A 23,656-nucleotide genomic window follows, 5' to 3' on the forward strand; every position below is an offset into this window, starting at 1 on the left:
ATGCGACAAATTAAGGTTGCGCTCTTACCCCTTTTTGAAAATATAGGCCTAACTACCGAGGATACTCCCCTTTAGCTCAGTCGGTAGAGCAAGTGACTGTTAATCACTGGGTCGCTGGTTCGAGCCCAGCAGGGGGAGCCACCTTTTTGTCTCTTCAGCCTAAATCTCGATTTTCCCTTCTTTTGGTTCTTGTTAGACATTCTCTTACAAGATAGTTCTAAAAAAAAACTCAATTTCTGTGTAGTGTTTTCAAAAAAATTTAGAAACCAAAAACCGATCAACCGTGAAGCTGAATCGGTTTTTGAAAAATTCTTTCTAAGAGTGGGCTCAATCCGGATTTTTAGCAGGTTTTACAGTTTTTAAAAATCGATAGATCGCCTTTAATTCTATTTCGCTCATCCTCGCGTAAGGCCCCCAAGGCATATGACTGTGAGCCACGAGTTTTCCAAGTTTGAATCTTTGTAAGAATTGTTCCTCGGTCCACAGAGAAATCTTTCCTTCAGGATGCGAAGTTAGATTGGGAGGAAATAATGTTTCCTTTCCGGGTTCCTCCATCGGAGCTCCGCCTGCAAAAGGTTCCCCGATAAATTCTCCGGCCACGTTCCGTTTCGTATGACATCCGTTGCAATTCGCGACACTGTTGGCTAAATATTCTCCATATTCGGGAGTTGGCGCTGGAACAATCGATTTTAAAACCTCTCCCTTCGGTCCGACCGGTTTGACAACGAACGCCTTCAAAACTTTTCCGATCAGATTGGGTTCGTGTTGCGGAATCGGATTTCGTTTCGGTTTTAGACTTCGCAAAAAGGATATAATCGCCGTAAGGTCCTCATCGCTCGTATTGTGAAAAGGCATAAAATCCAAAAGGACAGTTCCATCGGCGCGAACCCCGTATCTGAGAGAGCGCGCAATTTCCTTATCCGAAAGTTTACCGATTCCGGTTTCCATATCGGGGGTAATATTCGGAGTATAGAAATTTCCTACCGGCAATTCAAAAACCTGTCCACCCGACAATGTTACTTGCGAAATAGGAACGCCGGATTCCGCTTCCTGAACGTTCTTATGACAATCCACACAATGAGCGGGACCGGTGGCTAAGTGTTGTCCGCGTGCGATTACTGCCGGATCCTTAGAAGAAGCAATTTCAGGATACGGAGCCTCATATTTCAAGTTCTGCCTTGTGACCGTAATCGCCGCCAGACCCAAAATGACGATCAGTAAAAAGGTCCCAATCCACTTTAAAAATTTTAAGATCATGGATTCCTCACATAATTATTTTCAAAATGGAAACGGAATCTGGAATTTTCTTTCTATAACGTTCCCAGATCCGATTCCGCATCTAAAACAAATTGTGCGAGGTCTTTTGATCTTTTTACTTATTTTGTAATTCTAATATTCGATTTTATGATTCTAACCTATAAATCGAATAACAATTTTAAATCGAGTTAGGAATCGTTCTATCAAATTATGATTCATTCGAGTTTCTTAATTTTCGAATGCCGAATACGATCAAAGAAGCGAATGAACTTCCGAATAACAATCCGTAGCCGAGAATCACGAAGGACAATTTCGGAAATGTGACCGTTCCGTTAAAAGCGGCCCATCCTTCCGGTACATTGGGCCAAACATGCAAAAAATAAAGATTCCTGCCCGCCTCTCCATAAATACCGAAAACGAACAACAGGATTTTTCCGTTGGAAGAATGAAGCCGGATCCAATCACTAAAACGGGGAGAAAGGCTCAATTTTAAATTCAAAATTTAGAATATTCAAAATCAATTGTTTTATTTCAATAATTCGATCGCGTCTTCCAAACGTTCGGTAAAAACGACATTTCCGTTTTTGTTACACTCGTAAATAAGATCCCGCAGACTTTTTGATTCGATATTGGAAAAATCTCCGAGAACGATCATCCTACTTTTATAATTGCTGAGTTTTTGGAAGATTTCTCCGGCAAGTCCAGTCTTTAGATCAAAGAAAGAATCCGGAAAATTGAGTTTGGAAAGAACGATCGTATTCTGAGTCGTCGAAAAAAGAAGTTCTAAAAAGGAATTTCCATCGAGAATTTGAACCCGCGGATCGTTTAGAACCGCGATCCTTCCTTTTTTTGTTTCCAATTCTTCCAAATTCAGAGTCCGTTCCGGTTCCATCGTAACAAGAATCGATTCTTAAAATAGATCCTCTTCCTCGGAAGAGGACGAAGACGCGGCCGAGGAGTTTGAAGCGGAACTATTCTTGGATTCGGTTTTGGATTCTCCCTTAAAACTTGCCTTGACCGTCTTTTTGTTTTCGTCTTTGGTCAAAGCTTCTATCTTTCCTTCCGCGGTATCCAAAATTCCCTGGCAGATTTTTTTGAGTTCCATTCCTCTTTCATAGGCTTTGAGGGATTCTTCCAAACTGAAATCTTGGCGTTCCAGTTTTTCCGCGATTTGTTCGAGTTCCATCAACGCTTCTTCGAATGAAATTTTTGATTTTGATTCTGCCATCTTATTTTCCTTTTCTGATCACTTGCATCGTTCCGCCGGAAAGCAAAACCTGCAATTCTTCTTCCGGTTTGGTTTCTTCCGGAGATCGTATGATTTTTCCTTTTTGATTTCTGAGAATGGAATACCCGCGTTTCATCGTGGCGGACGGGGATAAGTCCTCCACCTTGGAGGTCCAAAATTCCGCCTTTTGTTTTTTGTTAAAAAGAATATTCCGAATCTTTGATGTAAGACTGTCGTATCGTTCCAATCTCACCTTGGCCAAATCCAGTTTATTCGAAACCGCCTTTTGCAAACGGATTCCGATCTCGTCGATTCTTTGGATTCTTTGATTGAGAAGTTGCATCGGTTCCTTAAAAATAAATTTTCCCGATAAAAGTCTGAGTCGATCTTTGCTGGAGGAAACCCGAACCAGAAGGGAAGTTCTAAGTCGTCCTTCCAATTGGGATAAAAATTGCAACACGTCCTCTTCTTTGGGAATCGCATGTTCCGCCGCGGCTGTCGGAGTGGGCGTCGCAAAATCCGCGGCAAAGTCGCTTAACAAAACGTCGGTTTGGTGACCTACTGCGGAAATGATTGGAACCCTCGAATTCGCATAGGCTCGGACCACCTTTTCGTCGTTAAACGCCATAAGATCCTCGAAACTTCCTCCACCTCGGCCCGCGATGATCACGTCCACTTCCCAAGAAGGTTTGTTCAATTCTTCGATCGCTGAGGCGATGGAATCGGCCGCATCCTCTCCTTGAACGACACAAGGCGCGATAAGAATGTTGATTCCCGGAAATCGGGAACGTGCAATTTTTATAATATCTTCGATGGCCGCGCCGGAAGGAGAGGTCGCGATTCCCAAGGTTTTGGGAAAGGAAGGAATTCTTCTTTTTCTTTCCGGATCGAAGATTCCTTCCGCGGCCAGCTTTTGTTTGAGTCTTTCGATCTGAAGAAGAATGTCTCCCTGACCCAATTCTTCCACGCGGGTTACGTTCAGATTGTAAGAACCTCCGGCTTCATACAGGGTTACCGTTCCGTAAACCTGGATTTCCTTTCCGTCGGAAAGGGGTTTTCCCGAATAATTCTTATTGGAATAGTTGAAAAAAGTGCAACGGATCAACGATCCCGAGTCTTTTAAGGAAAAGTAGATATGACCGGAACTCGGTTTGCTGTAATTGGAAATTTCTCCCCGAACCCAAATATTCTTTAAATCCTTGGATCCGGTGATGATGTTTTTGAGAATCCTCGTAACTTCCGAAACGGAAAGAGGTTTGGAATCTTCCAATGTCTAACGATGTCCCTTGCTCAAGATGAGTTCTCTACGGTAGAGTTTCCAAAAATCCCATAGAATGACGACTAACGTGACCGCGACGGGTCCGACCACGAGCCCCATGATTCCGAATTCTTTGATTCCTCCGATGAGAGAAAGAAAAATCAGAAGCGGATGCACCTGCAGTTTTTTATCAAGCATTCTCGGTTTTACAAAATTCTCCAGTGCGAGATAAAAGAAAAGTCCGCTTCCCATAAAAAAAACGGCCATCATCGGATTGTTTTCCAAAAATAGAATGTAAAGACCGATCGGAAGCCAAACCACGGATGTTCCGACAACCGGAATGATCGAAAAGAAAGCGGCTAAACTCGCGTACAAAAACGGACTCGAAATTCCCGCGATCAATAGGAGAATATAAATCGCGGTTCCTTGTAGAATCGAAATGATGAGGTTTCCGCGAATTACGGTTTGCACCGCGGACGTAACTTTTCTTCCGACTTGTTCCTCGAGTTGTCTGGAAAAGGGAAGATTGTCCAAAATGAATCGTTCCACTTTTTTGCCGTCTTGATAGAGAAAGAATAAAACGAGAAGCGCAAAAAACAAATTCATCAAGATCCCGGTAGGCAATTCTATGTTTCCCAAGATAAACGAGGAAGCGTTGCTCAAAATTCCGTAAATGCTGTCCAAGTTCAGAATGTCCACGTAGTTCTCGGCAAATTCTCCATAGATCTCCGGAACCTTGACCCAAAAGAATTCGTTGTCGGTGATGAAGTCTGTGAGCATCGCAAAGTTCATCAGGGTTTCGATGACCTTGTCTTCGCTTAACGAAATTCTCAATTTAAAAAGAATGGAAAGGGTTTCCCCGATCAACGTGCGGATCACGAAGTACGAAGGAATCAAAACGATCATCGATACGAGAGTGATCATGACCCAAGGAACGAGCCATTGAAACTTCTCTCCCAGATATCCTTTCAAAAGTTTATGTTGTCTTCGGGTCGCGAGATATAAAATCAAGGCCATCAGAGAAGAATAAAGATAAGGCCGAAATACGAGAAAAAAAACTCCGATCGCAAATACAAACAGGATCGAGAAAAAAATCAGAAACGTATATTTTCCGGGTTCGGGACTTACGTGATGGGAGGGCTCGAGCATATTCTTTCTAACTTCCCGATTTTTTGTAAAAGAGTTTGATTCTGCTTCCGTGATCCACGGCTTCGATTTGAATCGTGACCACTTTTTTGTTTTGGCTTTCGGCCATAATCACGGTTCTTGCGTCCGTAATTTCTTCCTGCAAAACCTTCCAATAAAGCGACTTAAAGATGGAAGCGTAATACACTTCCATCTGCTTCTTTTTGAATACGTGCGTAAAAAGAAGAAAGGATTCCTTCGTATCGAAATATCCGCGCTCCGATTTGAGTTCGGTGGAATAAATCAGATCGGAACCTTCGGGAACGAATTCGATCGGAAGTGATCTCGGGTTTCGAACCGGATTGTTTTGTAAGGTGAGTTTATTGTAACGATACAGTTCCGTTTTTTTTGAATTCGGTGTGTCGCCGAACGTGGATGCGGTGAAACAACAAAACAGGAAAGAAACGGCCAAGCCGAGGGTCGAACGGTGCAAAGAATGGAAACGAGTAGGGTTCACTTTTTTTACTTGAACCCTATGGTCGATCACTGACAATTCTTTTATTCATACTTCATGACTTTTCAGGAAACGCTGATCCAAATTCTCAACCGTCTTTCGGAAACGGACCCGATTTTTCTCTGGCTCTTTTTCGCCTTTTCGAATTTTGCGGAAAACGTTTTTCCACCTTGGCCCGGCGATACGATCACCGTGTTCGGCGGTTTTCTGGTCGCGAGAAATCTACATTCTTTCGGTTGGGTGGAGCTTGTCACGAGCACCTTGGCGGGAAACTTATTCGGCGCCTGGATCATGTATCGTTTCGGAGAAGTTTTTCTACAATGGATTCGAAAGCGGGAATTTCCGTTTAAAGATTCACTCTACGACGAAGAATCGATCGACAAGACGTTATCCTGGTTTCGAAGAAATTCGATCGTAGTCGTTTTGTTTAGCAGATTCTCCGCAGGAATTCGTTTTTTTGTTTCGATCGTCGCGGGAATGGTAAAGATGAATCCGATTCTTTTTTTCGGAGTGTTTACCGGCGCCGTAATCCTTTGGTGCGGAATTTTAATCGGTTCCGGTTTTTATCTCGGTTCGCATTGGGAAGACGTCTTAGGTTTTTTAGAAATTTATAATAGAATCATCATAACTCTCATCGCGATCCTCGCGATTCTGTTCTTTTGGCATCGAAGACAAAAAGCGGCCAAAGAAGCGAATTCCAGATAAACGATTGTTTCGTTAAGACGAAAAACCGCACCGACAGAACGAAACTTTGGAACATTCTAAAATTCTAAATTAGATTTTACGAAATCTCTTCCTTTTCCAGGGCCCTTTTGAGTCCTTCCAAGATCAGATCCTTTTCATCCTGATAGTCTCCGGGAAGAGTCAGATTGCGAATCCATTCCATAAGCGCGGGAGGATCAATCACTTTTCCTTCCATCCATTCTCCGGCCATTTCAGCCACAATTCGAAACACTGCAGAAGTATCTAATATTCCATTGTCTTGAAGTACTACCGCAAAACCCGGAGCCCCCTCGGTAAGAATGTAGGAATGAATCTCTTTTTCTTTAAAAGGATCGATTCCTGCGGGAAGCGCGCTCTGAACGTTCCAGTGCATTTCTTCTTCGTCCGGTCCTTGAGTCGTTTTATTGATCAGAACTAAAGAAACCGAATTCACATCTCCGTGAATCTTGCGATTTTCATCTCCGAGTTCCTGAATCGTTTTAGCGGCGTCCCTCGTGATCGCGTCTCTCCCCAAAAAGTTCAAACGATACAAATATTCTTCGAGTTCTTTGCCCTGAATTTTTCCACAGAGAATGTATTGATACAGAATGAAGATGAGATAATCGCTTTCCGTGTTGTCTCCGATCAGAATTTCCTTTGCGTTCGTGGGAAGATACAAACGATCCCGTAGAAGAATCGTAAGTTTATAACTCATCTGATCGAACAAACTTTGAAAGGAAGCCCCCGCGAATTTGCGGATTCTTTCCACGGAACCCAAAATCCCGTCGGTGATAAACTTGGTAGGATGTGTCACCGAATCCCAAAATTTTTCAACGATCCCTTTGATTGTTCCTTCCAGATATTTGAGATGCAGAGATTCCGTAACGATGGAATGACTTCGAATCGTGGTCAAAAGGGTTCTTCTAAAAAAATGAGGACTTGCGGAGATAAAACATAAGGGAGAATCTTCGGTCGCGTTTCGAATTTCCCGATACAATGCGGGCATACCCGGAAGCGGAAGTTTTTGCTGAGGTGTTTCGAATAACGTGGAAAGTTTTCCTTTGTTCGAATGAATGTCGGTCGCCAAATACGTTTGATCTATGTCCGAAGTAGTGACGTAACCGTCGAATGTTTCGGGAAGAATTCGGAGCTTACCCTTTCCGATCAGGGATTGACCCGAAATTTCGCTCTTTCCTTTTTGATTGAGATAAGCGATGTCCTTTGTGAACTGTCTGTACGAATCCAATCTTCTAAAGTGAATTCGAAACGTATACTTTCCAGGGTTAAGCGGTTTTGTGAATTCATGAAAGAAAAATCCGCCGTCATCCCCTTTGATTTCGGGAGATTGGTGAACCAGGTTGTCCGATTCGTCCCAGATCTCGGCGACCAAAATGGGTTTTCGAACCGGTTCTAAACCGTAATCCAAAAACGGAGTGATTTCCTTTTCCTGTCCTTCAAAAAGACCGTTCATCAAATCCCAGCGAGAATCGTCGCGCATCTCCTCCGTGATTCCCGCGTCCACAACCTGACCCCGAACGTAATACCGGTTTTCGCGTCCGAGGGTTCCCCCGCAGATCGCGATCCGTTTTTTATCCACTAACTTTGCCGTTTCCGTTTTGGATTCTGGTTGTTCGCTCAAGGTTTTAGAACCTGCCTCTTTATGATAGGATGGATGGATTGAAAATTGTACCGAATCGCTCAGAGAGTGAAAGCATAAAAAATGAAATTCTTTGTTTTCTGTACTCCCGAACAAAAAAACACTGGTACGTAGAAGAGAGTCCCGGATCGATGAAAAAAAATTCCGTCAAATCAGGATATTCGGGTGCGAAAACGATCTACATCCGAAAGCTACGCTTCGAAGAAGCCCAGCAGAAACTCGATCGGGAAATCCAGGAAGCTTTTTTAGCAGGAGAAACTCTGATCGAAATCGTTCATGGAATTGGGGAAGGAATCCTCAAAAAATTGGCGATGGACACGATCCGATCCCACGATTTTCTAAAAGAGATCGACTATTCGACGTACGGAATTTCTAACCCGGGTTCCACCTTGGTCGAAATACTAGGTCCCGATAAGGAAACTCTCAAAAGGTATCTCAGATGACAAAAACAGAAACTAGATTGGAAATTTTAGACGTAACCCTGAGAGACGGAGAGCAAACCAGAGGAGTTAGCTTTTCCACTTCCGAAAAACTGAATATTGCAAAATTCTTATTACAAAAACTCAATGTAGACCGAGTGGAAATCGCTTCCGCCCGAGTTTCCAAGGGAGAATTCGAGACCGTTCAAAAAATTATAGAATGGGCCGAATCCGAAAAACTCACCGATCGAATCGAACTCCTCGGATTTGTGGACGGAAACAAAACCGTGGATTGGATCCGGGACAGCGGGGCGAAAGTTTTGAATCTTCTCACCAAGGGCTCGCTACATCATCTTGAAAAACAGTTAAACAAAACTCCGAAAGAATTTTTCACGGACGTTTCCTTTGTCATCGAATATGCGATCAAAAACGGACTTCGAGTCAACGTATATCTCGAAGATTGGTCGAACGGTTTTCGAAACAGCCCGGACTATGTGATGTCGCTTGTGGAACATCTGAGCAAAGAACATATCGAGCGAATTTTTCTTCCAGACACGTTAGGTGTTCTTTCCCCCGAAGAAACGTTTCAAGGTGTGGATGCACTCGTTCAAAAATATACGAATCTTCATTTCGAATTTCACGGACACAACGACTACGATCTTTCCGTGGCGAACAGCCTCCAAGCGATCCGCGCGGGGGTTAAAGGACTTCACGCATCCATGAACGGTCTCGGAGAAAGAGCGGGAAATACGCCTCTCGAAGCTCTGATCACCGCGATCCACGATAAGTCCGGAGCGAAGACAAACCTAAACGAATTATCAATCACCGAAGCGAGTCGACTCGTGGAAGTATTCAGCGGAAAAAGAATCTCCGCAAACAGACCGATCGTAGGAGAAGACGTGTTCACACAAACCGCGGGCGTTCACGCAGACGGGGATAAAAAAGGAAATCTATACGCAAACCCGATTCTTCCCGAACGTTTCGGAAGAAAAAGAAGTTACGCGTTAGGCAAACTCGCGGGCAAGGCGAGCATTTCCGAAAACGTAAAACAACTCGGAATGGTGTTGAGCGACGTAGTACTTCAAAAAGTACTCGAACGCGTTATTGAACTCGGAGATCAGAACAAACTCGTAACACCGGAAGATCTTCCGTTTATCATCGCCGACGTTTCAGGCAGAACCGGAGAAAAGGTTTTTACAATCAAATCTTGTAATATACATTCCGGCATCGGAATCAGACCGCACGCGCAGATTGAAATCGAATACCAAGGAAAGGTTCATAAGGAAATTTCGGAAGGAGACGGCGGATACGACGCGTTTATGAATGCGCTTACCAAAATCACGAACCGTTTGGGAATCAGCATTCCGAAACTGATGGACTACGAAGTAAGAATTCCTCCCGGTGGAAAAACGGACGCGCTCGTGGAAACCATGATTACCTGGAACAGATCTTCCGATTTGGAAGAGGATCAGACATTCAAAACGATGGGAGTTCACCCGGATCAAACGATTGCGGCCGTTCACGCAACGGAAAAAATGCTGAATCAGATCCTTCAACCATGGCAAACCTAAAACTTTTATTGGTAGGAATCGGAAATCCCGGCCAGAAATACGTTCACAACCGGCATAACATCGGTTTTGTGATTCTCGACGCATTTTTAGATTCTTCTTCGGGAGGAATCTATCAAACGAACTCGAAATATTCTTTTGCAAGAACGGACGAGGACGGAATCACAATTCTTTATCTGAAACCTCTCGAGTTTATGAATCTTTCCGGAAAGGCCGTCGCGGAAATCGCAAAGAAGAACGGAATTCCTCCCGAAAACATTCTGGTCATCCACGACGAAATCGACTTTGAATTCGGAAAATTGAAACTCAAAGGCGGCGGTGGACACGCGGGGCACAACGGCCTCAGAAATATCGTCGAAAAACTCGGAACCAATACATTCTTCCGTTTGCGATTCGGAGTCGGAAAACCTTCGACAGCATCGGAAGTTCCTGATTATGTACTCTCCAATTTTCGTCCCGAGGAACGAGAAAAAATTCCCGAGCTGGTCAAGTCGTCTTTGCAAAAAATCTCCGATTGGATCCGAGAAAGGAAAAACGGATTTCAGAAACTCTCCGATAATTAGGAGGAAGAATCGGGCGTTTCAAAGGCGTTCGTTCTGCCGAAATTATCATACGGAGTATTCAATTGGGCGATTATCCTTTCCGACTTCCGCAATTCGCATCCGCGTCGCAAAACGAGGCGGCTGAGAAATTCATCACATACTTAAGAATCGAAAAGAATTATTCGCAGAATACCTTAAACGCATACAGCATCGATCTGAAATTCTTCTTCGACTTTTGTCAAAAGGAACAACTCGATATTCTTCAGATCGAACCCGTAGACATACGTTCTTATTTCGCATATCTCGCAAAACAACACGGACTCGATCGAAGATCTCAAAGTAGAAAATTATCCTCGCTCAGAACTTTCTATAAGGTTCTTCTCAGAGAGGATTTGATCGTTTCCAATCCGGCGATGCAGATCAGCTTTCCCAAGGTAAGAAGGGAAATTCCTAAAAATTTTAGAATCAGCGAAACCGAAGAAATTTTAGAATTCGAAGCGGAAAGAACCTCCGAAGTTTTGGACATTCGAGACAGGGCCATGATCGAAGTTTTATATTCTTCGGGGCTTCGCGTTTTCGAGCTTGTAAACGCGAAACTTTCGGCGCTTTCCAAGGATCTAACGATTCTCAAAGTTCTCGGAAAAGGTCAAAAGGAAAGATTCGTATACTTCGGTAAGGAAGCGGTCGATTCTCTTCAAAAATATTTGGATTATAGAAACGGTTTTTTCCCGGAGACCGAGGAAATTTTTCTGAATCAAAAAGGAAAGAAACTGACGACCCGAGGCGTACGTTATATTTTGAATGAAAGAAGAAAAAAAATGGGTTGGGAGAAAACGATCACACCCCATAAATTCAGACATACCTTTGCGACCGATCTTCTTGATGCGGGTGCGGATATCAGAGCGGTGCAGGAATTGCTCGGACATTCCTCCCTTTCAACAACTCAAATTTATTTGAGCGTGAGTAAGGAAAAAATCAAAGAGGTTTATAGAAGGGCCCATCCCCATGCCAGAAAATAAAATTCGTTCCACCACCATTCTTTGTGTACGCAAAAACGGAAAAGTAGCCATCGGAGGAGACGGACAAGTTTCCATGGGGAACACCGTCATGAAAAACACCGCGAAAAAAATCAGAAGGCTCTACGACGGTAAAATTCTTTCCGGTTTTGCGGGTTCAGCCGCGGACGCGTTTACTCTGTTCGAACTTTTCGAAAAGAAGGTTCAGGAATTCGGAGGAAGTCTTTCCAGAAGCGCGGTGGAACTCGCAAGAGAATGGAGAACGGACAGAATGCTTCGAAGACTCGAAGCGTTGCTGATCGTCGCGGACAAGGAAGAATCTTTTTTGATCTCGGGAACGGGCGACGTGATTTCTCCGGACGAAGGAGTCATCGCGATCGGTTCCGGCGGAAACTACGCGTTAGCCGCCGCTCAAGCTCTTTACAATCATACGAATCTTTCCGCAAAGGAAATCGTAGAATCCTCGATGAAAATCGCGGCGGACATTTGTATTTATACGAACGATCATATCACGATAGAAGAAATTCTTTAAAGATACAGTTATGACAGATCATCCAAAAGACCAGGACCTCATATCGTCCGCCGAAGAGGAACTTTCTCCTCGGGAAATCGTAACCAAGTTGGACGAACATATAATCGGCCAAAAGAACGCGAAGAAAGCGGTCGCCATCGCTCTCAGAAACAGAACCAGACGGAAAAAACTGGATCCTGAAATGAGAGAGGAAATTTATCCGAAGAACATCATCATGATCGGACCCACCGGCGTCGGTAAAACCGAAATCGCAAGAAGACTTTCCAAACTCTGCGGAGCGCCCTTCCTCAAAGTGGAAGCAACCAAGTACACAGAGGTCGGCTATGTCGGAAGAGATGTGGAATCGATGATTCGAGATCTCGCCGTAATCTCGATGAACTTGGTCAAACAGGAATTCAGAACCAAGGTGGAAGAAACCGCAAAACAAAAAGCGGAAGAGGCTCTGCTCGACATTCTTCTTCCGTTTCCCGGTGAAAACAAACACGGCTCCGGACAAATCACGGGTTTTGCGACCGCTTCTCCGTTAAACGACGAGGAAGAAAGAAAAACTCATTTTCTCGAAACCAGAGAGTTTATGAGAAAGAAATTAAAAACCGGAAAACTGGACGATCAAGAAGTGGAACTCGATCTTCCGAATCCAAGCGCGTCTCAGATTCCTATGCTTCAGGTTTTCGGAGCGGGCAACTTGGACGATCTCGACAATCAACTGCAAAACGTTTTGGGAGATATGCTTCCGAAGAAGAATAAAAAAAGAAAACTCAAAATTCCCGAAGCGCTCAAGGCCTTGGAAGAATCCGAAGCAGAAAAACTTTTAGATCCGGATAAGGTGCAAAGAGAAGCGCTTCGAAGAGTGGAAGAGATGGGAATTATCTTTTTAGATGAAATCGATAAGATCGCGGGAAGAGAAGGAAAAAGCGGGGCCGACGTTTCGAGAGAAGGGGTTCAAAGAGACCTTCTTCCCATCGTGGAAGGCGCGACCGTAAACACAAAGATCGGTCCGGTCAAAACGGATCATATTCTTTTTATCGCGGCTGGTGCGTTTCACATGACAAAACCTTCCGATTTGATTCCCGAATTGCAGGGAAGATTTCCGATCCGAGTGGAACTGGAAAAACTTTCCAGAGATGACTTTGAAAAAATTCTCACGGCGCCCCGTTCTTCGCTTACAAGACAATACGAAGCGCTTCTTTCTACTGACGGAATTCAGTTGGAATTTTCCTCCGATGGAATTCAAGAAATCGCAAGAATCGCATACGACATGAACGAAAAACACGAGAACATCGGTGCACGAAGACTCAACACGATTTTGGAACGTCTTCTCGAAGAAGTGAGTTTCGAGGGCCCGGATCTTCCTGAAAATCAAAGAAAAGTTAAAATCGACGGTAAATACGTCAACGATAGATTGCAGGGTGTGATTCAGGATAAGGATCTGAGTCAGTATATTCTTTAAAAAAAGAACGCGGATTCTATTTGACCTCTTTTGAAAAAGAGAGGCATATAGGTCCATGCAATCTCCATTACAAATTTCAAACGTTACGTTTCCTTTGCGAGTAGATTGGAAAAAAATTTCAGTTTATCTCGTGCTGTTTGCATCGCTTGTTTTTCTAAGCGGTTGTGAATGGATCCAAAAAACCTTGGTGGAAGTTTTAGGCGCACCCGACAAGTATAAGTCGGAAGGTGATCCGAACCTTCTGCAACCGAACTATTCGGGAAAAGACGCGACCAAGGAAAAAATAATCATTTCCCTCAAAGAAGTTTCCGCGGGTTTCAAACAGCCAACGGACATTCAATTCCCTCCCGGAGAAAACGAAACTTTTCTCGTCACGGAACAAATGGGAACTTTGCGTTGGGGAAAGGTTCGTAAAAACGAAAGTGGAATATTATTGACTTTGAATGTTCTTTCCGAAGCGGAACAAGGTCTTCTCGGTCTAGCGTTTCATCCGGACTTTGCAAAGAATGGAAAACTCTATCTCAATTACGTTCTTAAGGTAAACGGAAAGGACACAAGCCGCGTCAGCGAATGGGTCGCGTCTTCTCCGAAAGAATTGGACAAATCCAAAATCGCTTCCGAAAGAATCATCATGGAAGTGGTTCAACCGTATCCGAATCACAACGCGGGACAACTTGCGTTCGGACCGGACGGTTATCTGTATGTGGGTTGGGGCGACGGCGGTTGGAAGGACGATCCTAAAAAGAACGGACAAAATCCGAAAACATTACTCGGAAGTATGCTTCGTATCGACGTGAATTCTTCCGAAAGCGGAAAAGGATATTCGGTTCCTAAGGACAATCCTTTTGTAAACGACTCTTGTTGCGCTCCCGAAACATTCGCATACGGTTTTAGAAATCCGTGGAGATACAGCTTTGATCCTCAAGGAAGATTGATCGTAGCCGACGTAGGACAGGATCTCTGGGAAGAGGTGAGCATCGTAGAACGCGGAAAAAACTACGGTTGGAATATTAAGGAAGCATCACATTGTTTCGAACCGAAGCAGAATTGTGCTCAAGATGGTTTGACCGATCCGATTTACGAATACGGAAGAGAAGAAGGTCAATCGATTACGGGTGGATATGTTTATTCGAATAAGGCGATCTCCGATTTAAACGGAAAATACGTTTTTGCGGATTTTGTTTCCGGAAGAATCTGGGCCCTGGAACTTCCCGAAGTTTCCGGACAACCCGCCAAAAAAGTTTACACTCTCGGCAAATGGCCCGTCCTCATTTCATCTTTCGGAAAGGACGCGGCTGGGAAAGTTTATTTAAGCGATTTCGGAAGCGGTAAGATCTATCGCATCGATCCTAAATAAAAAACGACGATCGAAAATCGAACACAGACATACATAACCCGAATTGATGTTCGATTTGTATTGAAGAATCTGTAAATTTGTTAAGCGACTTTCAACAGTCGCTTAACAAATCGAAACGAAAATTAAGAAAATCTAAATTTCCAATCCTACTCAAAAATCCATTTTCAAACCGGAGATCGGATACTTCATATATACGGTCGTGGTTCTCGCGCCAGAAGTAATCGTAAGAAGATCTAACGGATTCAAACCGATGGAATAAAATCCTTCGTCGATCATCGCGATTCCAAAGCCGGCGCTTTCCTTTTCGTTCAAGAATTCTGGACGGAAAAAATCGGCCGAATTGCCTTGATCGTAGAGTTCCTTGTGTTTGATTCGAGAATCCTGAATTCTTTGAAAATCCAAGTGATGGATCGGAGAATCGTTTCGAATCCGAAAACTGAGTTCTTCCGAAGTGATCCGAATCTTCAAAGAAATATTCATATTGTATTTCTTGATTTTCGCGCGAACATCGCTCAGAAAGACTTGCTCGCTTGCAGTAAGAACCTTCTTCTTCGTTCTGATCTTATCCTCTAAGGATAAAACGCTCTGCACTTGTTTTTTCACCTTATCAGGAACGATATAACGATGCATCGCATCCCTAAGAAGAGAGGTTTCCATGATGATTTCCAAAAGTTCTTCCGCGTCTTGATGACTGGATTCTCCCTCGGCTAATTTTTTTAAAAGTTCGTCTCTGAAGATGATGTGGCGAATGTTCGCCTTGATCGCGTTGAGTAGGGCCTCCATAAGACCGCTAAAGAGATGAAAGCCCGCTAAAGGGTTCGCTCCGATTTCATCGAGGATTCCGTTAACGAGTTCGGATAAGATATCGCGAGTGGGTTTTGTAAGACCTTTGAGTTCAAGGTGAAAGAAATTCTTCTTCTTTAAAGCCTCGATATTTTTCAGAATCTCGCTACCTTTCAGCGCCGTTTTCTGGTTTGCCATATATCCCCACCGAGTTTTTTAGGTATCATTGATGCGCAAAGTCTTTTACGCAAGTTTGTTTTAAATCATGGAACCAAAATCCGCTATTTTTGAATTAATCACACCGGACCTCGGAGATACCGACAAGATCGAACTTGTTCACTGGAATTCGAAGTTAGGTGATGCCATAGAGCCCGGTCAGGAAGTTTTAGAACTCGTAACCGACAAGGCTTGCTTCCCGATGGAGTCTCCTGTCAAAGGAAAACTAACGCAAATTATAAAAGAGAAGGGATCTATCGTTCGCAAGGGTGACGTGCTTGGAATTTTAGAACTTTTCGAATCCGAATGAAGATCGTTCACCTTTCAGACTTACACTTTCCGACTCCCGTGCCCTTCTTTCAACTCCAAGGAAAGATGTTCGTCGGGTATTTAAACTACAATCTGAGAAGAAAGAAAAAATATCCGAAAGAAGTTTGGAATTCAATTCTCGAATTTATCCGAAAAACGAATCCGGACGCGATCGTAGTATCCGGCGACATCACAAACGTATCGCACGAGGAAGAATTTAGAACCGCGGGAAAATTGTTAAGCGAACTGCCTCGCGAAAAGGTTTTTTACATTCCGGGCAATCACGATCGTTACATGAAACGGTCCGTTGGCGAAAACGCATTTTACGAAAGATACTTTTCGGATCTTTCCGGCGAATCCATTTCGCATAACGCGCATTACATTCGAATCAAAAAAATCGGCGATCTTCATTTCGTCGGTTGGGATTCCAGCATTCCTCTTTCGATTCTCGACGCGTATGGAAGAATTCAACCGGAAGTTGTGGCGCAGACGAAAAAGATTCTCGCTGAGAAAAAAATCAACGAGTACGTTTTGGTATGTCATCATCCGATTTGGAACCCCGCGGACAGACAGGAAACAGTACATCATAAACTTCTAAACCGAGAAGAGGTGGCTTCTCTCTTAAAGGAGAAACCGCCTCTCGCTTATCTACACGGTCATGTGCATACGAACTGGGTAAAACAACCCGGGGAAGAATTGCCTTATTACGTCGTGAATTCGGCGTCCAGCACAAGACTCTCGGATCACCGTCACGAATGCGGATTTCATACCTTGGAAATTCAAAAACGCGACGTCAAAATTCAAAGATACACTTACAATACGGAACAGTCTAAATTTACGGAAGCTCCACTGGTTTCCTACTCGGAAAAGGAATAGAATGGCAACAATCGAAGCAGTCAAAATTCAAAGAGAACTCACAAAGATCAAACACCCCGAACTCAAAAAGGATATCGTTTCCCTCGGCATGGTCGGTTCTTTGGACATTCAAGAAGGAGAAACGAATATTCTCCTCAAAACACCGAGTCAAGATAGAAGAATTCAAATCGGACTCGAAGCACAGATTCGTCAGACCCTGACCAAACTCGAAGGAGTCGGAAAGGTTAAGATCAAATTCGAAGTCGATCCGAAGTTGGTTCTCGACGATTCCAATAAAATTCCGGGTGTAAAAAACGTGATCGCGATCGGTTCCGGAAAAGGTGGCGTCGGTAAATCCACCGTTACCGTAAATCTCGCGGCCATGGCGGCTTCCCTCGGTTACAAAGTAGGAATCTTAGACGCGGATATCTACGGACCTTCGGTCGGTAAAATGTTCGGAGTCAACGGAAGAGTCGCTCTCAAAGCGGAAGAGGATAAGATTTATCCTTTGGAAAAAGACGGACTCAAACTGATTTCATTCTCATTCTTAATCGATGAAAAACAACCCGTGGTCTGGAGAGGACCGATGCTCGGCAAAGCGGTCGAACAATTTTTATACGATATCGTATGGGATGAACTCGATTATCTTTTTATCGATCTTCCTCCCGGAACCGGTGACGTGCAACTTTCCCTCGCGCAGTTGATCGATTTAAACGGAGCGGTCATCGTAACCACTCCACAATCCGTAGCTCTCTTAGACGCGACACGCGCATCTGCAATGTTTTCTCAAGTGAAAGTTCCGATCCTCGGGATTGTGGAGAACATGAGCGAATTCATTTGTCCGAAGTGCGGACATGCTTCTGCCATATTTAGCAAGGGTGGAGGGCAGAAGTTAGCAGAATCATCCGACGCAAGTTTCCTTGGTGGCATTCCTTTGACAATGGATATCATGAACGCGGGTGAAGACGGCAAACCAGTCGTATTGAAAGACAAAAACGGTCCCGTGTATCAAGCATACAAAAGTATATTCGATAACTTAAATGAAGAAATAAAAAAGTGGGAATAATACGCGCTTTGGAGTCTGTTGTACATAGAGACGGGAGGTGAACCTTGAAGTTTGAAAAGGGATCCGAAAAAAACCCTACTGGCAATTTGATCGTATATTGCAACGTCTTCGGTGAAAACCCTCTCAGCCCCGGAGGAAAGATCATCGCGTCTAACGTAGTGGTCAGCTTTCTAAAAATCGGCGAAAATTTTCCCGTCGTAACATTTCCACCCGTGTCGTTGGAAAGTTATGAAGAATTGAAGAAGGTCATTTCCGAAAACATCGAGAAATACGATGTGATCAAAATCCGCGATTTCGAAATGCCCGCGTCCAAAGAAGCTTCCAACGATTATATCCAAGAAAGAATGGATCAGTTCAACAGCGTAGTCATCAAATACGTGGAGATCTGTAAAAATCGTGAAGTAGGCGGAGGACAGGTTAGTTTTCCGGAAGAAGAAAGCGGTGTAAGAGAATACTTGGACGCTCTTGCAAATCTTTCCTTAAAAATCAGAAGATCCACCGGCATCGCAAGAGAAGCTTCGCTGATTAAGATGGATCAGCTTGTGGAGAATTTTTCCACGAAACACCCCGAGTTCGATTTGGATAATTTCAAAAAGGCTTTGTCCTTACCGGGACAAACCGGAGAAGAATTGATCGGATTGTATCTTCAGAAGTTCAACGCGATCTCCAAAGAAAACTACGAAGACGCATCCACTCTGAAAAAGAAGATCCACGATATCGAGTATTTCGCTTAACAAAACGGTTAAAACGAATTCGTTTTATTCCTCCGAAATTTTAGGAGTCCATCTTGGGTATAGATCCAACTCCATGCCCAAGAGCCTGAAAACCCTTTCACTGATAAAATCACCCAAATCTTCCAAGGTCTTCGGCATCTGATAAAATCCCGGAGAAGCCGGAAGAATCGTAGCGCCCGCGTCGTGGAGTTCCAGCATATTCTTGAGATGAATCCGGTTGTAAGGAGCTTCTCTCGGAACAAGAACCAGAGTTCTTCTTTCCTTTAGGGTCACGTCTGCGGCTCTTTCGATCAGATTCTCCGTCAAACCCGCGTTAATCGACGCGATCGTTTTCATGGAACAGGGAAGAACGACCATCGCATTCCAAGGGTTCGAACCCGAAGCGATGTCCGCGCCGATGTCCGCAAAATTACGAATTTCGAATGTATGCTTGGAATTTTGGATCTTATATTTGGTTTCTATAAAATCCAAAAGTTCCCGTGGAGAAGAAACCTTACATTCCATTTCTTCTCGAAAAACACGGAGAGAAGCCGAACTGCAGATAAAAAACGTCGTTCCTTCCAAAGTATATAAGGCTTTGATAAACCGTTCCGCGTAAATGGAACCGCTGGCTCCGGCCATTCCTAAAACGAGTTTCATTCTAACCTAAAACCACGAGATAAAAAAGTCGATCGAGCAACAAACCGCCGAAAAGAACCAAAGAAATATACGAATGAATCTGATAGAACTTAGGCGGAAAAAAATTCTCCCCCGAAGCTCTTGCGATTTTATGTTCTTGAAACAGAAGATATGCGGTGATCGCCAAAAATATCAGAAACACAGGACCCAGTCCGGAAACGATTCCCGCATAAAAAAGAAAACCGATACAAAAAACGTGACTCACAATCGCGATGTTTAGAGAATTCTTTCTTCCGAATTTTGCCGGAACGGAATACAATCCTTCCTTTCGATCGAAATCCTGATCTTGAAGCGCATACAAAATATCGAATCCAGCCAAGTTTAACGCAAGCCCGATCGTCCAGAGCAAGGGCTCGAGAACGATCTCTTCCCGAATCGCAACCCAAGTCGCAAGCGGCGCAAGACCGATTGAAAATCCTAAAATAAAATGACAAAGCCAAGTGAAACGTTTCGCAAGAGAGTATCCCAAAAGAATGATCAAGGTCGGAAACGAAAGTCCGAAAGCCATCGGATTGATGAACCAACTCACGATAAAAAATCCGAGAGAGGATAAAACCACAAACCAGATCGCTGAATTTTTTGAAATCTTCCCCGCCGGAATCTCTCGATCCTGAGTTCGTTTGTTCTTCGCGTCTATATCCGTATCCACGATTCGGTTAAAACCCATGGCCGCGGATCTCGCGAGAACCATGGATACTAAAATGAGAATCGAAAGAACGATCCAATCCAAGGGCGATCTTCCGTATGTTTTTAAAAATGCGAGTGTAAACGCGATTCCCGCAAACGGGAGAGCGAACAGTGTATGGGAGAATTTAATCAGACTTCCGTACTGCTTGAGAGATGTTAAGGTTGTGTTCATGGGCGATCGGATTTTTAAAATTCCAAAATTCTTTTCCTACATAAAATCCAACTGAAAGTTTAAAAAGCGATGATTTTTTCGCCGCGTCCCGAAGGATACGCTTATGACCGTAGCTTTGACAAAAACTCCCGTATCCACGGAAGCGATCCGTTCTTTTCTCGAAAAAATCATCCAAGATCCGATTCAACATTCCAAGTGGTTGAATACGATTTCTTTTTTGGAACATATCGGTTCTCGAAAAATTCTCGCGACCCAAAGCGGTTTTGGAATGGGAGAAATGATTCTCCGACACGCGTCGGAAGAAGCGAGACACGCGCATTTTTTCAAAAGAATGAGTGAAAGAATTTCACCGGGTTCTTGTCCGGACTATCAATCCGAAAATCTTCACTGCGGTTTTCCAGCGTTTTTATACTTTCAAAGACTGGACGGAATGGTTTTAAAAAACCTAAACGCCTCGGGAATCAAAGGTAAAAAACAATCCTTTCTTTCCTATCTTTATGTAACTCATCTTATCGAAGAAAGAGCTGACTTTTTATATCAAGAATACGATCGTATTTTGGAAGAGAATCGAATCCCCGTCAGTTTAAAGGCGATTCTCAAAGAGGAAGAATCTCATCTCGCCGAAATGCAGAGTTCCCTCGCAGGAGAAGATCCCGATTATAAAACGCGTTACGCGCTCTTCCAGGAAAAGGAAGAAAAGAATTATCTAAAATTCGAAAAATCTCTTTTGAAATCCGTGGGACTTTAACGATTCCGAGATGTTTCGATTCACCCGCAAACAAACCTTCACAATTCTTTTGATTCTAAGTACATTCTGTTTTCAGAATGTATTTTCGGAAACCGGTGGTCTCAGGGACCGCCCGGTAAGCGTCGTGCTTGTTTGCGAACCTTCTTCCAAAGCGGATAAACCCCGTTTTTACAAATCGACTTCTTTGTTTTTCAAAAGACTCAAAAACAAACGCGTTCAAGAAAACGGAACTGCGTTCTTGGTAGGTTACGGTTCATTTGCTTCCGAACTTCCGAGTGAACAATTGAATCTCGCAGGGCAAAACGGATACGATTTATATATCTTTCCGCAAACCGCACTGGAGAATTTACCATCTTCTCAAACCGCAAATGGTGTTCCTTGGATTTCCTTTGTGGTTGAAAAAAAGGAAATCACAAAACCGCAAACCCAAAAGAAGTCCAGTAAAAAGGGAAAGTCTTCGAAGTCTTCTTCTCAAGGGAAAAAACGAAAAAATAAATCGAAATCCGATTCGACTTTGAATCGGCTCAATCCGCAACCCGAACCCGGAGTAGCAGTAGGTCAGACTTCCGAAACGAATTCTCCCGATAAAATCGAACTCAAACAACCTGCCTCCGAAAAATCCGAAACGAAGAAAACCGCAAAGTCAAAGAAGTCGAAAAAACAAAATTCTTCCAAAACAAAATCCGCAAGAAAAACGAAACCGACGACTGCGGAAACCGATCCAAAAGTAAAACAATCTTCTACGGAAAAAAATTCTTCGGAGAATGTAAATCAACCCACAAAATCAGAGACGACCAAAACGAACACAACTTCAATCGGGAGTGCTTCTTTCGAATTGAGTTTTGATACTTTGAAATTTTGGTTTTCTACGATCACGAATCCGATCGAACTTTCTTGGACGCAGGAAAGAATTCTATTCTTAGCCGGAGACAAAACTGCGGAAGAATGGAATCAAATTCTTTCCGGAAAAACGGAAGACACGACAGCGATCCGACTTTTGAATTCGCCTCAGGATCTGAAATTCAACGAGGGAATTTATTACACAGGTTGTGCTTCTCCCGGAATTCCGAACGGAGTTTCGGTTTTGAATTTTTTCTTTCGGGGAAATCGATTGATTCGACTGAAGCAGGAAAGTTTTTCTCTCAACAGCGACGGTTCCGGGAAATCCTGGGAACTGGAATGACGATTTTACTTTTCGCATAGACCGACCCCGGAAAATCTGGACTCCATGAGTCTGAATTGCGGCATCGTAGGCCTTCCCAACGTAGGTAAATCCACTATTTTTAACGCGCTCACCAAAGCGGGCGCACAGATGGAAAATTATCCATTCTGCACGATCGAACCCAACAAAGGAATCGTGGAAGTTCCCGATTCAAGATTGGATCGATTGTCGGAAATCGCCAAACCGCAAAAGGTTGTTCCTGCAATCATCGAATTCGTCGATATCGCCGGTCTCGTAAAAGGCGCAAGTCAGGGAGAAGGGCTTGGAAATAAATTTCTTTCTCATATCCGCGAAGTGGACGCGATTTGTCACGTTGTGCGCGCTTTCGAGGACGACAACGTAACCCACGTTCATGGAAAAATAAATCCCGTGGACGACGCGGCCGTAGTGAACATGGAATTGATCTTCGCCGATTTGGATAGCGCTGATAAACAATATCAGAGAGTCGCCAAAAATGCGAAGAATGGAAACAAAGAAGCTCAGGAAATTGCGGTCGTCCTTGAAAAGATTCTCGATCTTTTAAAAGCGGGAAAACCCGCAAGACTCGCGGACCTAAAGGACGAAGAAAAGAAGATCGCGAAATCCTTTCAGCTCATCACTTTCAAACCCGTTATGTATGTCGCAAACATTGCGGACAAGGACGCGGCAAAAAAAGACACTCCGCTGATTCAGCAAATTCGTCAAATGGCGAAGGATGAAAACGCCGAACTCGTAATTTTATGCGGTCGTTTCGAAGAGGAAATCTCCGGGCTGGATCGAAACGAACAACTCGACTTTCTTAAGGAAATCGGAGAAACCGAAAGCGGACTCGATCGTATGATCAAAACCGCATATAAATTGTTGGGACTCATCACATTCTTTACCGCCGGAGAAGTGGAAGTGCGCGCTTGGACCACTCTCGTAGGAAGCACCGGGCCGAAAGCCGCGGCGGTAATCCATTCCGATTTCGAAAAAGGATTTATCCGAGCCGAGGTCATGAGTTACGATGACTTAGACAGAACCGGAACCCAAGCCAAAGTAAAGGAAGAAGGAAAACTTAGAATCGAAGGCAAGGAATACGTCGTTCAAGACGGAGACGTGGTTTACTTTAGAATCAACGCCTAAATTCGATTTTCTTCACATCCCATCCACGAACCTTGAAAATGTTTCAGGGTTCGTTGGTAAAGGCACTTCTCTTTTCCGATCCAATTCTCCAGCAACTTCGTATATCATAAACTTCTAAACTTTTTGTCGTTTAACGAAAACGACCTTCGGTCATAAAATCCTTCTCACCTTGAATCGCGTTTCCATCAAACGACAAAAACCGACCTCGAAAGAAGAATATTCTATTTTACTAATATTATCATTTGTCATTTTATTATTTATAATCACCCTATTCTCAAAGAAGAATGGAACTCAAAACTCGATTCGGCCTTCCGTGAATTTTGTATAAAGTCCGAAATTTTGGATCGAAATCCCCATTTTAAAAAAGATAAAAAACGGAGATAATCTGGACAATTTTTTTAAAAAGGGTTTGACCGGTTGAGTGACGTAATTAATTTGGATCTTGCGCCGCGGAGGA

At 43.6% G+C, this 23,656-nt stretch carries 25 protein-coding genes and 1 tRNA gene; 16 read left to right on the forward strand and 10 right to left on the reverse strand.

What is annotated here, in order from left to right:
* The first annotated feature begins 65 nt into the window (after nt 1-65).
* Nucleotides 66-141, forward strand: a tRNA-Asn gene (locus CH367_RS17680).
* Nucleotides 142-327: 186 nt separating this feature from the next.
* Here the strand turns inward: CH367_RS17680 and CH367_RS17685 are convergent.
* The 6 genes from CH367_RS17685 to CH367_RS17715 form a co-directional block, all read right to left on the reverse strand.
* Nucleotides 328-1,257, reverse strand: a complete 930-nt coding sequence (locus CH367_RS17685) for a c-type cytochrome (protein WP_100763805.1) — start codon at nt 1,255-1,257, stop codon at nt 328-330.
* A gap of 526 nt (nt 1,258-1,783) precedes the next feature.
* The gene (locus CH367_RS17695; RefSeq protein ID WP_100763807.1) at nt 1,784-2,149 is read right to left on the reverse strand and encodes a DUF4180 domain-containing protein; all 366 of its coding nucleotides are present in this window, start codon (nt 2,147-2,149) and stop codon (nt 1,784-1,786) included.
* Between the two features lie 18 nt (nt 2,150-2,167).
* Nucleotides 2,168-2,485: an exodeoxyribonuclease VII small subunit gene (locus tag CH367_RS17700; protein WP_100763808.1), complete on the reverse strand. Its 318-nt coding sequence runs from the start codon at nt 2,483-2,485 to the stop codon at nt 2,168-2,170.
* 1 nt (nt 2,486) lies between these two features.
* Nucleotides 2,487-3,755 carry an exodeoxyribonuclease VII large subunit gene (xseA, locus tag CH367_RS17705; RefSeq protein ID WP_100763809.1) on the reverse strand — a complete coding sequence of 423 codons (1,269 nt, stop codon included), beginning with the start codon at nt 3,753-3,755 and terminating at the stop codon, nt 2,487-2,489.
* 3 nt (nt 3,756-3,758) lie between these two features.
* Nucleotides 3,759-4,892, reverse strand: a complete 1,134-nt coding sequence (locus CH367_RS17710) for an AI-2E family transporter (RefSeq protein WP_100763810.1) — start codon at nt 4,890-4,892, stop codon at nt 3,759-3,761.
* 7 nt (nt 4,893-4,899) lie between these two features.
* Complete coding sequence (locus CH367_RS17715) at nt 4,900-5,361, reverse strand: hypothetical protein (RefSeq protein WP_425268868.1); 462 nt, start codon at nt 5,359-5,361, stop codon at nt 4,900-4,902.
* Nucleotides 5,362-5,439: 78 nt separating this feature from the next.
* On the opposite strand from CH367_RS17715, the gene CH367_RS17720 reads away from it, so the two are divergent.
* Nucleotides 5,440-6,087, forward strand: a complete 648-nt coding sequence (locus CH367_RS17720) for a DedA family protein (protein WP_100763812.1) — start codon at nt 5,440-5,442, stop codon at nt 6,085-6,087.
* 76 nt (nt 6,088-6,163) lie between these two features.
* On the opposite strand, the gene CH367_RS17725 is transcribed toward CH367_RS17720, so the two are convergent.
* On the reverse strand, nt 6,164-7,723 hold the full coding sequence (locus tag CH367_RS17725) for a phosphatase domain-containing protein (protein WP_100763855.1): 1,560 nt from the start codon (nt 7,721-7,723) through the stop codon (nt 6,164-6,166).
* Nucleotides 7,724-7,872: 149 nt separating this feature from the next.
* On the opposite strand from CH367_RS17725, the gene CH367_RS17730 reads away from it, so the two are divergent.
* The 7 genes from CH367_RS17730 (at nt 7,873) to CH367_RS17760 (ending at nt 14,625) form a co-directional block, all read left to right on the forward strand.
* Nucleotides 7,873-8,184 carry a Smr/MutS family protein gene (locus CH367_RS17730; protein WP_100763813.1) on the forward strand — a complete coding sequence of 104 codons (312 nt, stop codon included), beginning with the start codon at nt 7,873-7,875 and terminating at the stop codon, nt 8,182-8,184.
* A complete protein-coding gene (gene cimA, locus CH367_RS17735; RefSeq protein WP_100763814.1) occupies nt 8,181-9,731 on the forward strand; it encodes a (R)-citramalate synthase CimA in 1,551 nt (516 codons plus the stop codon). The genes CH367_RS17730 and cimA overlap by 4 nt, the downstream gene beginning before the upstream one ends.
* Nucleotides 9,719-10,291 (forward strand): aminoacyl-tRNA hydrolase, encoded by a 573-nt coding sequence (gene pth / locus CH367_RS17740; RefSeq protein ID WP_100763815.1) that lies wholly within the window; start codon nt 9,719-9,721, stop codon nt 10,289-10,291. The genes cimA and pth overlap by 13 nt, the downstream gene beginning before the upstream one ends.
* A 62-nt stretch (nt 10,292-10,353) precedes the next feature.
* Nucleotides 10,354-11,289 (forward strand): tyrosine recombinase XerC, encoded by a 936-nt coding sequence (gene xerC / locus CH367_RS17745; RefSeq protein WP_100763816.1) that lies wholly within the window; start codon nt 10,354-10,356, stop codon nt 11,287-11,289.
* Nucleotides 11,276-11,818 (forward strand): ATP-dependent protease subunit HslV, encoded by a 543-nt coding sequence (gene hslV / locus CH367_RS17750; protein ID WP_100763817.1) that lies wholly within the window; start codon nt 11,276-11,278, stop codon nt 11,816-11,818. The genes xerC and hslV overlap by 14 nt, the downstream gene beginning before the upstream one ends.
* A 10-nt stretch (nt 11,819-11,828) precedes the next feature.
* Nucleotides 11,829-13,268, forward strand: coding sequence for an ATP-dependent protease ATPase subunit HslU (gene hslU / locus CH367_RS17755; RefSeq protein ID WP_100763818.1), 1,440 nt, complete (start codon nt 11,829-11,831; stop codon nt 13,266-13,268).
* Between the two features lie 55 nt (nt 13,269-13,323).
* On the forward strand, nt 13,324-14,625 hold the full coding sequence (locus CH367_RS17760; RefSeq protein ID WP_100763819.1) for a PQQ-dependent sugar dehydrogenase: 1,302 nt from the start codon (nt 13,324-13,326) through the stop codon (nt 14,623-14,625).
* 150 nt (nt 14,626-14,775) lie between these two features.
* On the opposite strand, the gene CH367_RS17765 is transcribed toward CH367_RS17760, so the two are convergent.
* The gene (locus CH367_RS17765) at nt 14,776-15,606 is read right to left on the reverse strand and encodes a hypothetical protein (RefSeq protein WP_100763820.1); all 831 of its coding nucleotides are present in this window, start codon (nt 15,604-15,606) and stop codon (nt 14,776-14,778) included.
* A 67-nt stretch (nt 15,607-15,673) separates the two neighbouring features.
* On the opposite strand from CH367_RS17765, the gene CH367_RS17770 reads away from it, so the two are divergent.
* From CH367_RS17770 to CH367_RS17785, 4 genes are read left to right on the forward strand one after another with little or no spacing between them, the layout of a single operon-like run.
* Nucleotides 15,674-15,934, forward strand: a complete 261-nt coding sequence (locus CH367_RS17770) for a lipoyl domain-containing protein (RefSeq protein ID WP_100763821.1) — start codon at nt 15,674-15,676, stop codon at nt 15,932-15,934.
* Nucleotides 15,931-16,809, forward strand: coding sequence for a metallophosphoesterase family protein (locus CH367_RS17775; protein WP_100763822.1), 879 nt, complete (start codon nt 15,931-15,933; stop codon nt 16,807-16,809). The genes CH367_RS17770 and CH367_RS17775 overlap by 4 nt, the downstream gene beginning before the upstream one ends.
* 1 nt (nt 16,810) lies before the next feature.
* Nucleotides 16,811-17,854, forward strand: a complete 1,044-nt coding sequence (locus CH367_RS17780; RefSeq protein ID WP_100763823.1) for an Mrp/NBP35 family ATP-binding protein — start codon at nt 16,811-16,813, stop codon at nt 17,852-17,854.
* A gap of 44 nt (nt 17,855-17,898) precedes the next feature.
* Nucleotides 17,899-18,588, forward strand: a complete 690-nt coding sequence (locus tag CH367_RS17785) for a hypothetical protein (RefSeq protein ID WP_010574736.1) — start codon at nt 17,899-17,901, stop codon at nt 18,586-18,588.
* A gap of 24 nt (nt 18,589-18,612) precedes the next feature.
* Here CH367_RS17785 and CH367_RS17790 read toward each other — a convergent pair whose 3' ends face one another.
* Together CH367_RS17790 and CH367_RS17795 are read right to left on the reverse strand one after the other, a co-directional pair.
* Entirely contained in the window at nt 18,613-19,227 is a 615-nt protein-coding gene (locus tag CH367_RS17790) for a UbiX family flavin prenyltransferase (RefSeq protein ID WP_100763824.1), read from the reverse strand.
* A gap of 1 nt (nt 19,228) precedes the next feature.
* Nucleotides 19,229-20,125 carry a 4-hydroxybenzoate octaprenyltransferase gene (locus CH367_RS17795; protein WP_100763825.1) on the reverse strand — a complete coding sequence of 299 codons (897 nt, stop codon included), beginning with the start codon at nt 20,123-20,125 and terminating at the stop codon, nt 19,229-19,231.
* Nucleotides 20,126-20,228: 103 nt separating this feature from the next.
* Between CH367_RS17795 and CH367_RS17805 the strand changes: the two genes are divergently transcribed.
* From CH367_RS17805 to ychF, 3 genes are read left to right on the forward strand one after another with little or no spacing between them, the layout of a single operon-like run.
* Nucleotides 20,229-20,873 (forward strand): hypothetical protein, encoded by a 645-nt coding sequence (locus CH367_RS17805; protein ID WP_100763826.1) that lies wholly within the window; start codon nt 20,229-20,231, stop codon nt 20,871-20,873.
* Between the two features lie 10 nt (nt 20,874-20,883).
* Nucleotides 20,884-22,056, forward strand: coding sequence for an LIC11612 family fibronectin-binding protein (locus CH367_RS17810; protein ID WP_100763827.1), 1,173 nt, complete (start codon nt 20,884-20,886; stop codon nt 22,054-22,056).
* Between the two features lie 45 nt (nt 22,057-22,101).
* On the forward strand, nt 22,102-23,199 hold the full coding sequence (gene ychF / locus CH367_RS17815) for a redox-regulated ATPase YchF (RefSeq protein ID WP_100763828.1): 1,098 nt from the start codon (nt 22,102-22,104) through the stop codon (nt 23,197-23,199).
* Nucleotides 23,200-23,656: the final 457 nt, after the last annotated feature.

Source organism: Leptospira barantonii (assembly GCF_002811925.1).
In the GTDB taxonomy this organism is placed as follows: Bacteria; Spirochaetota; Leptospiria; order Leptospirales; family Leptospiraceae; genus Leptospira; species Leptospira barantonii.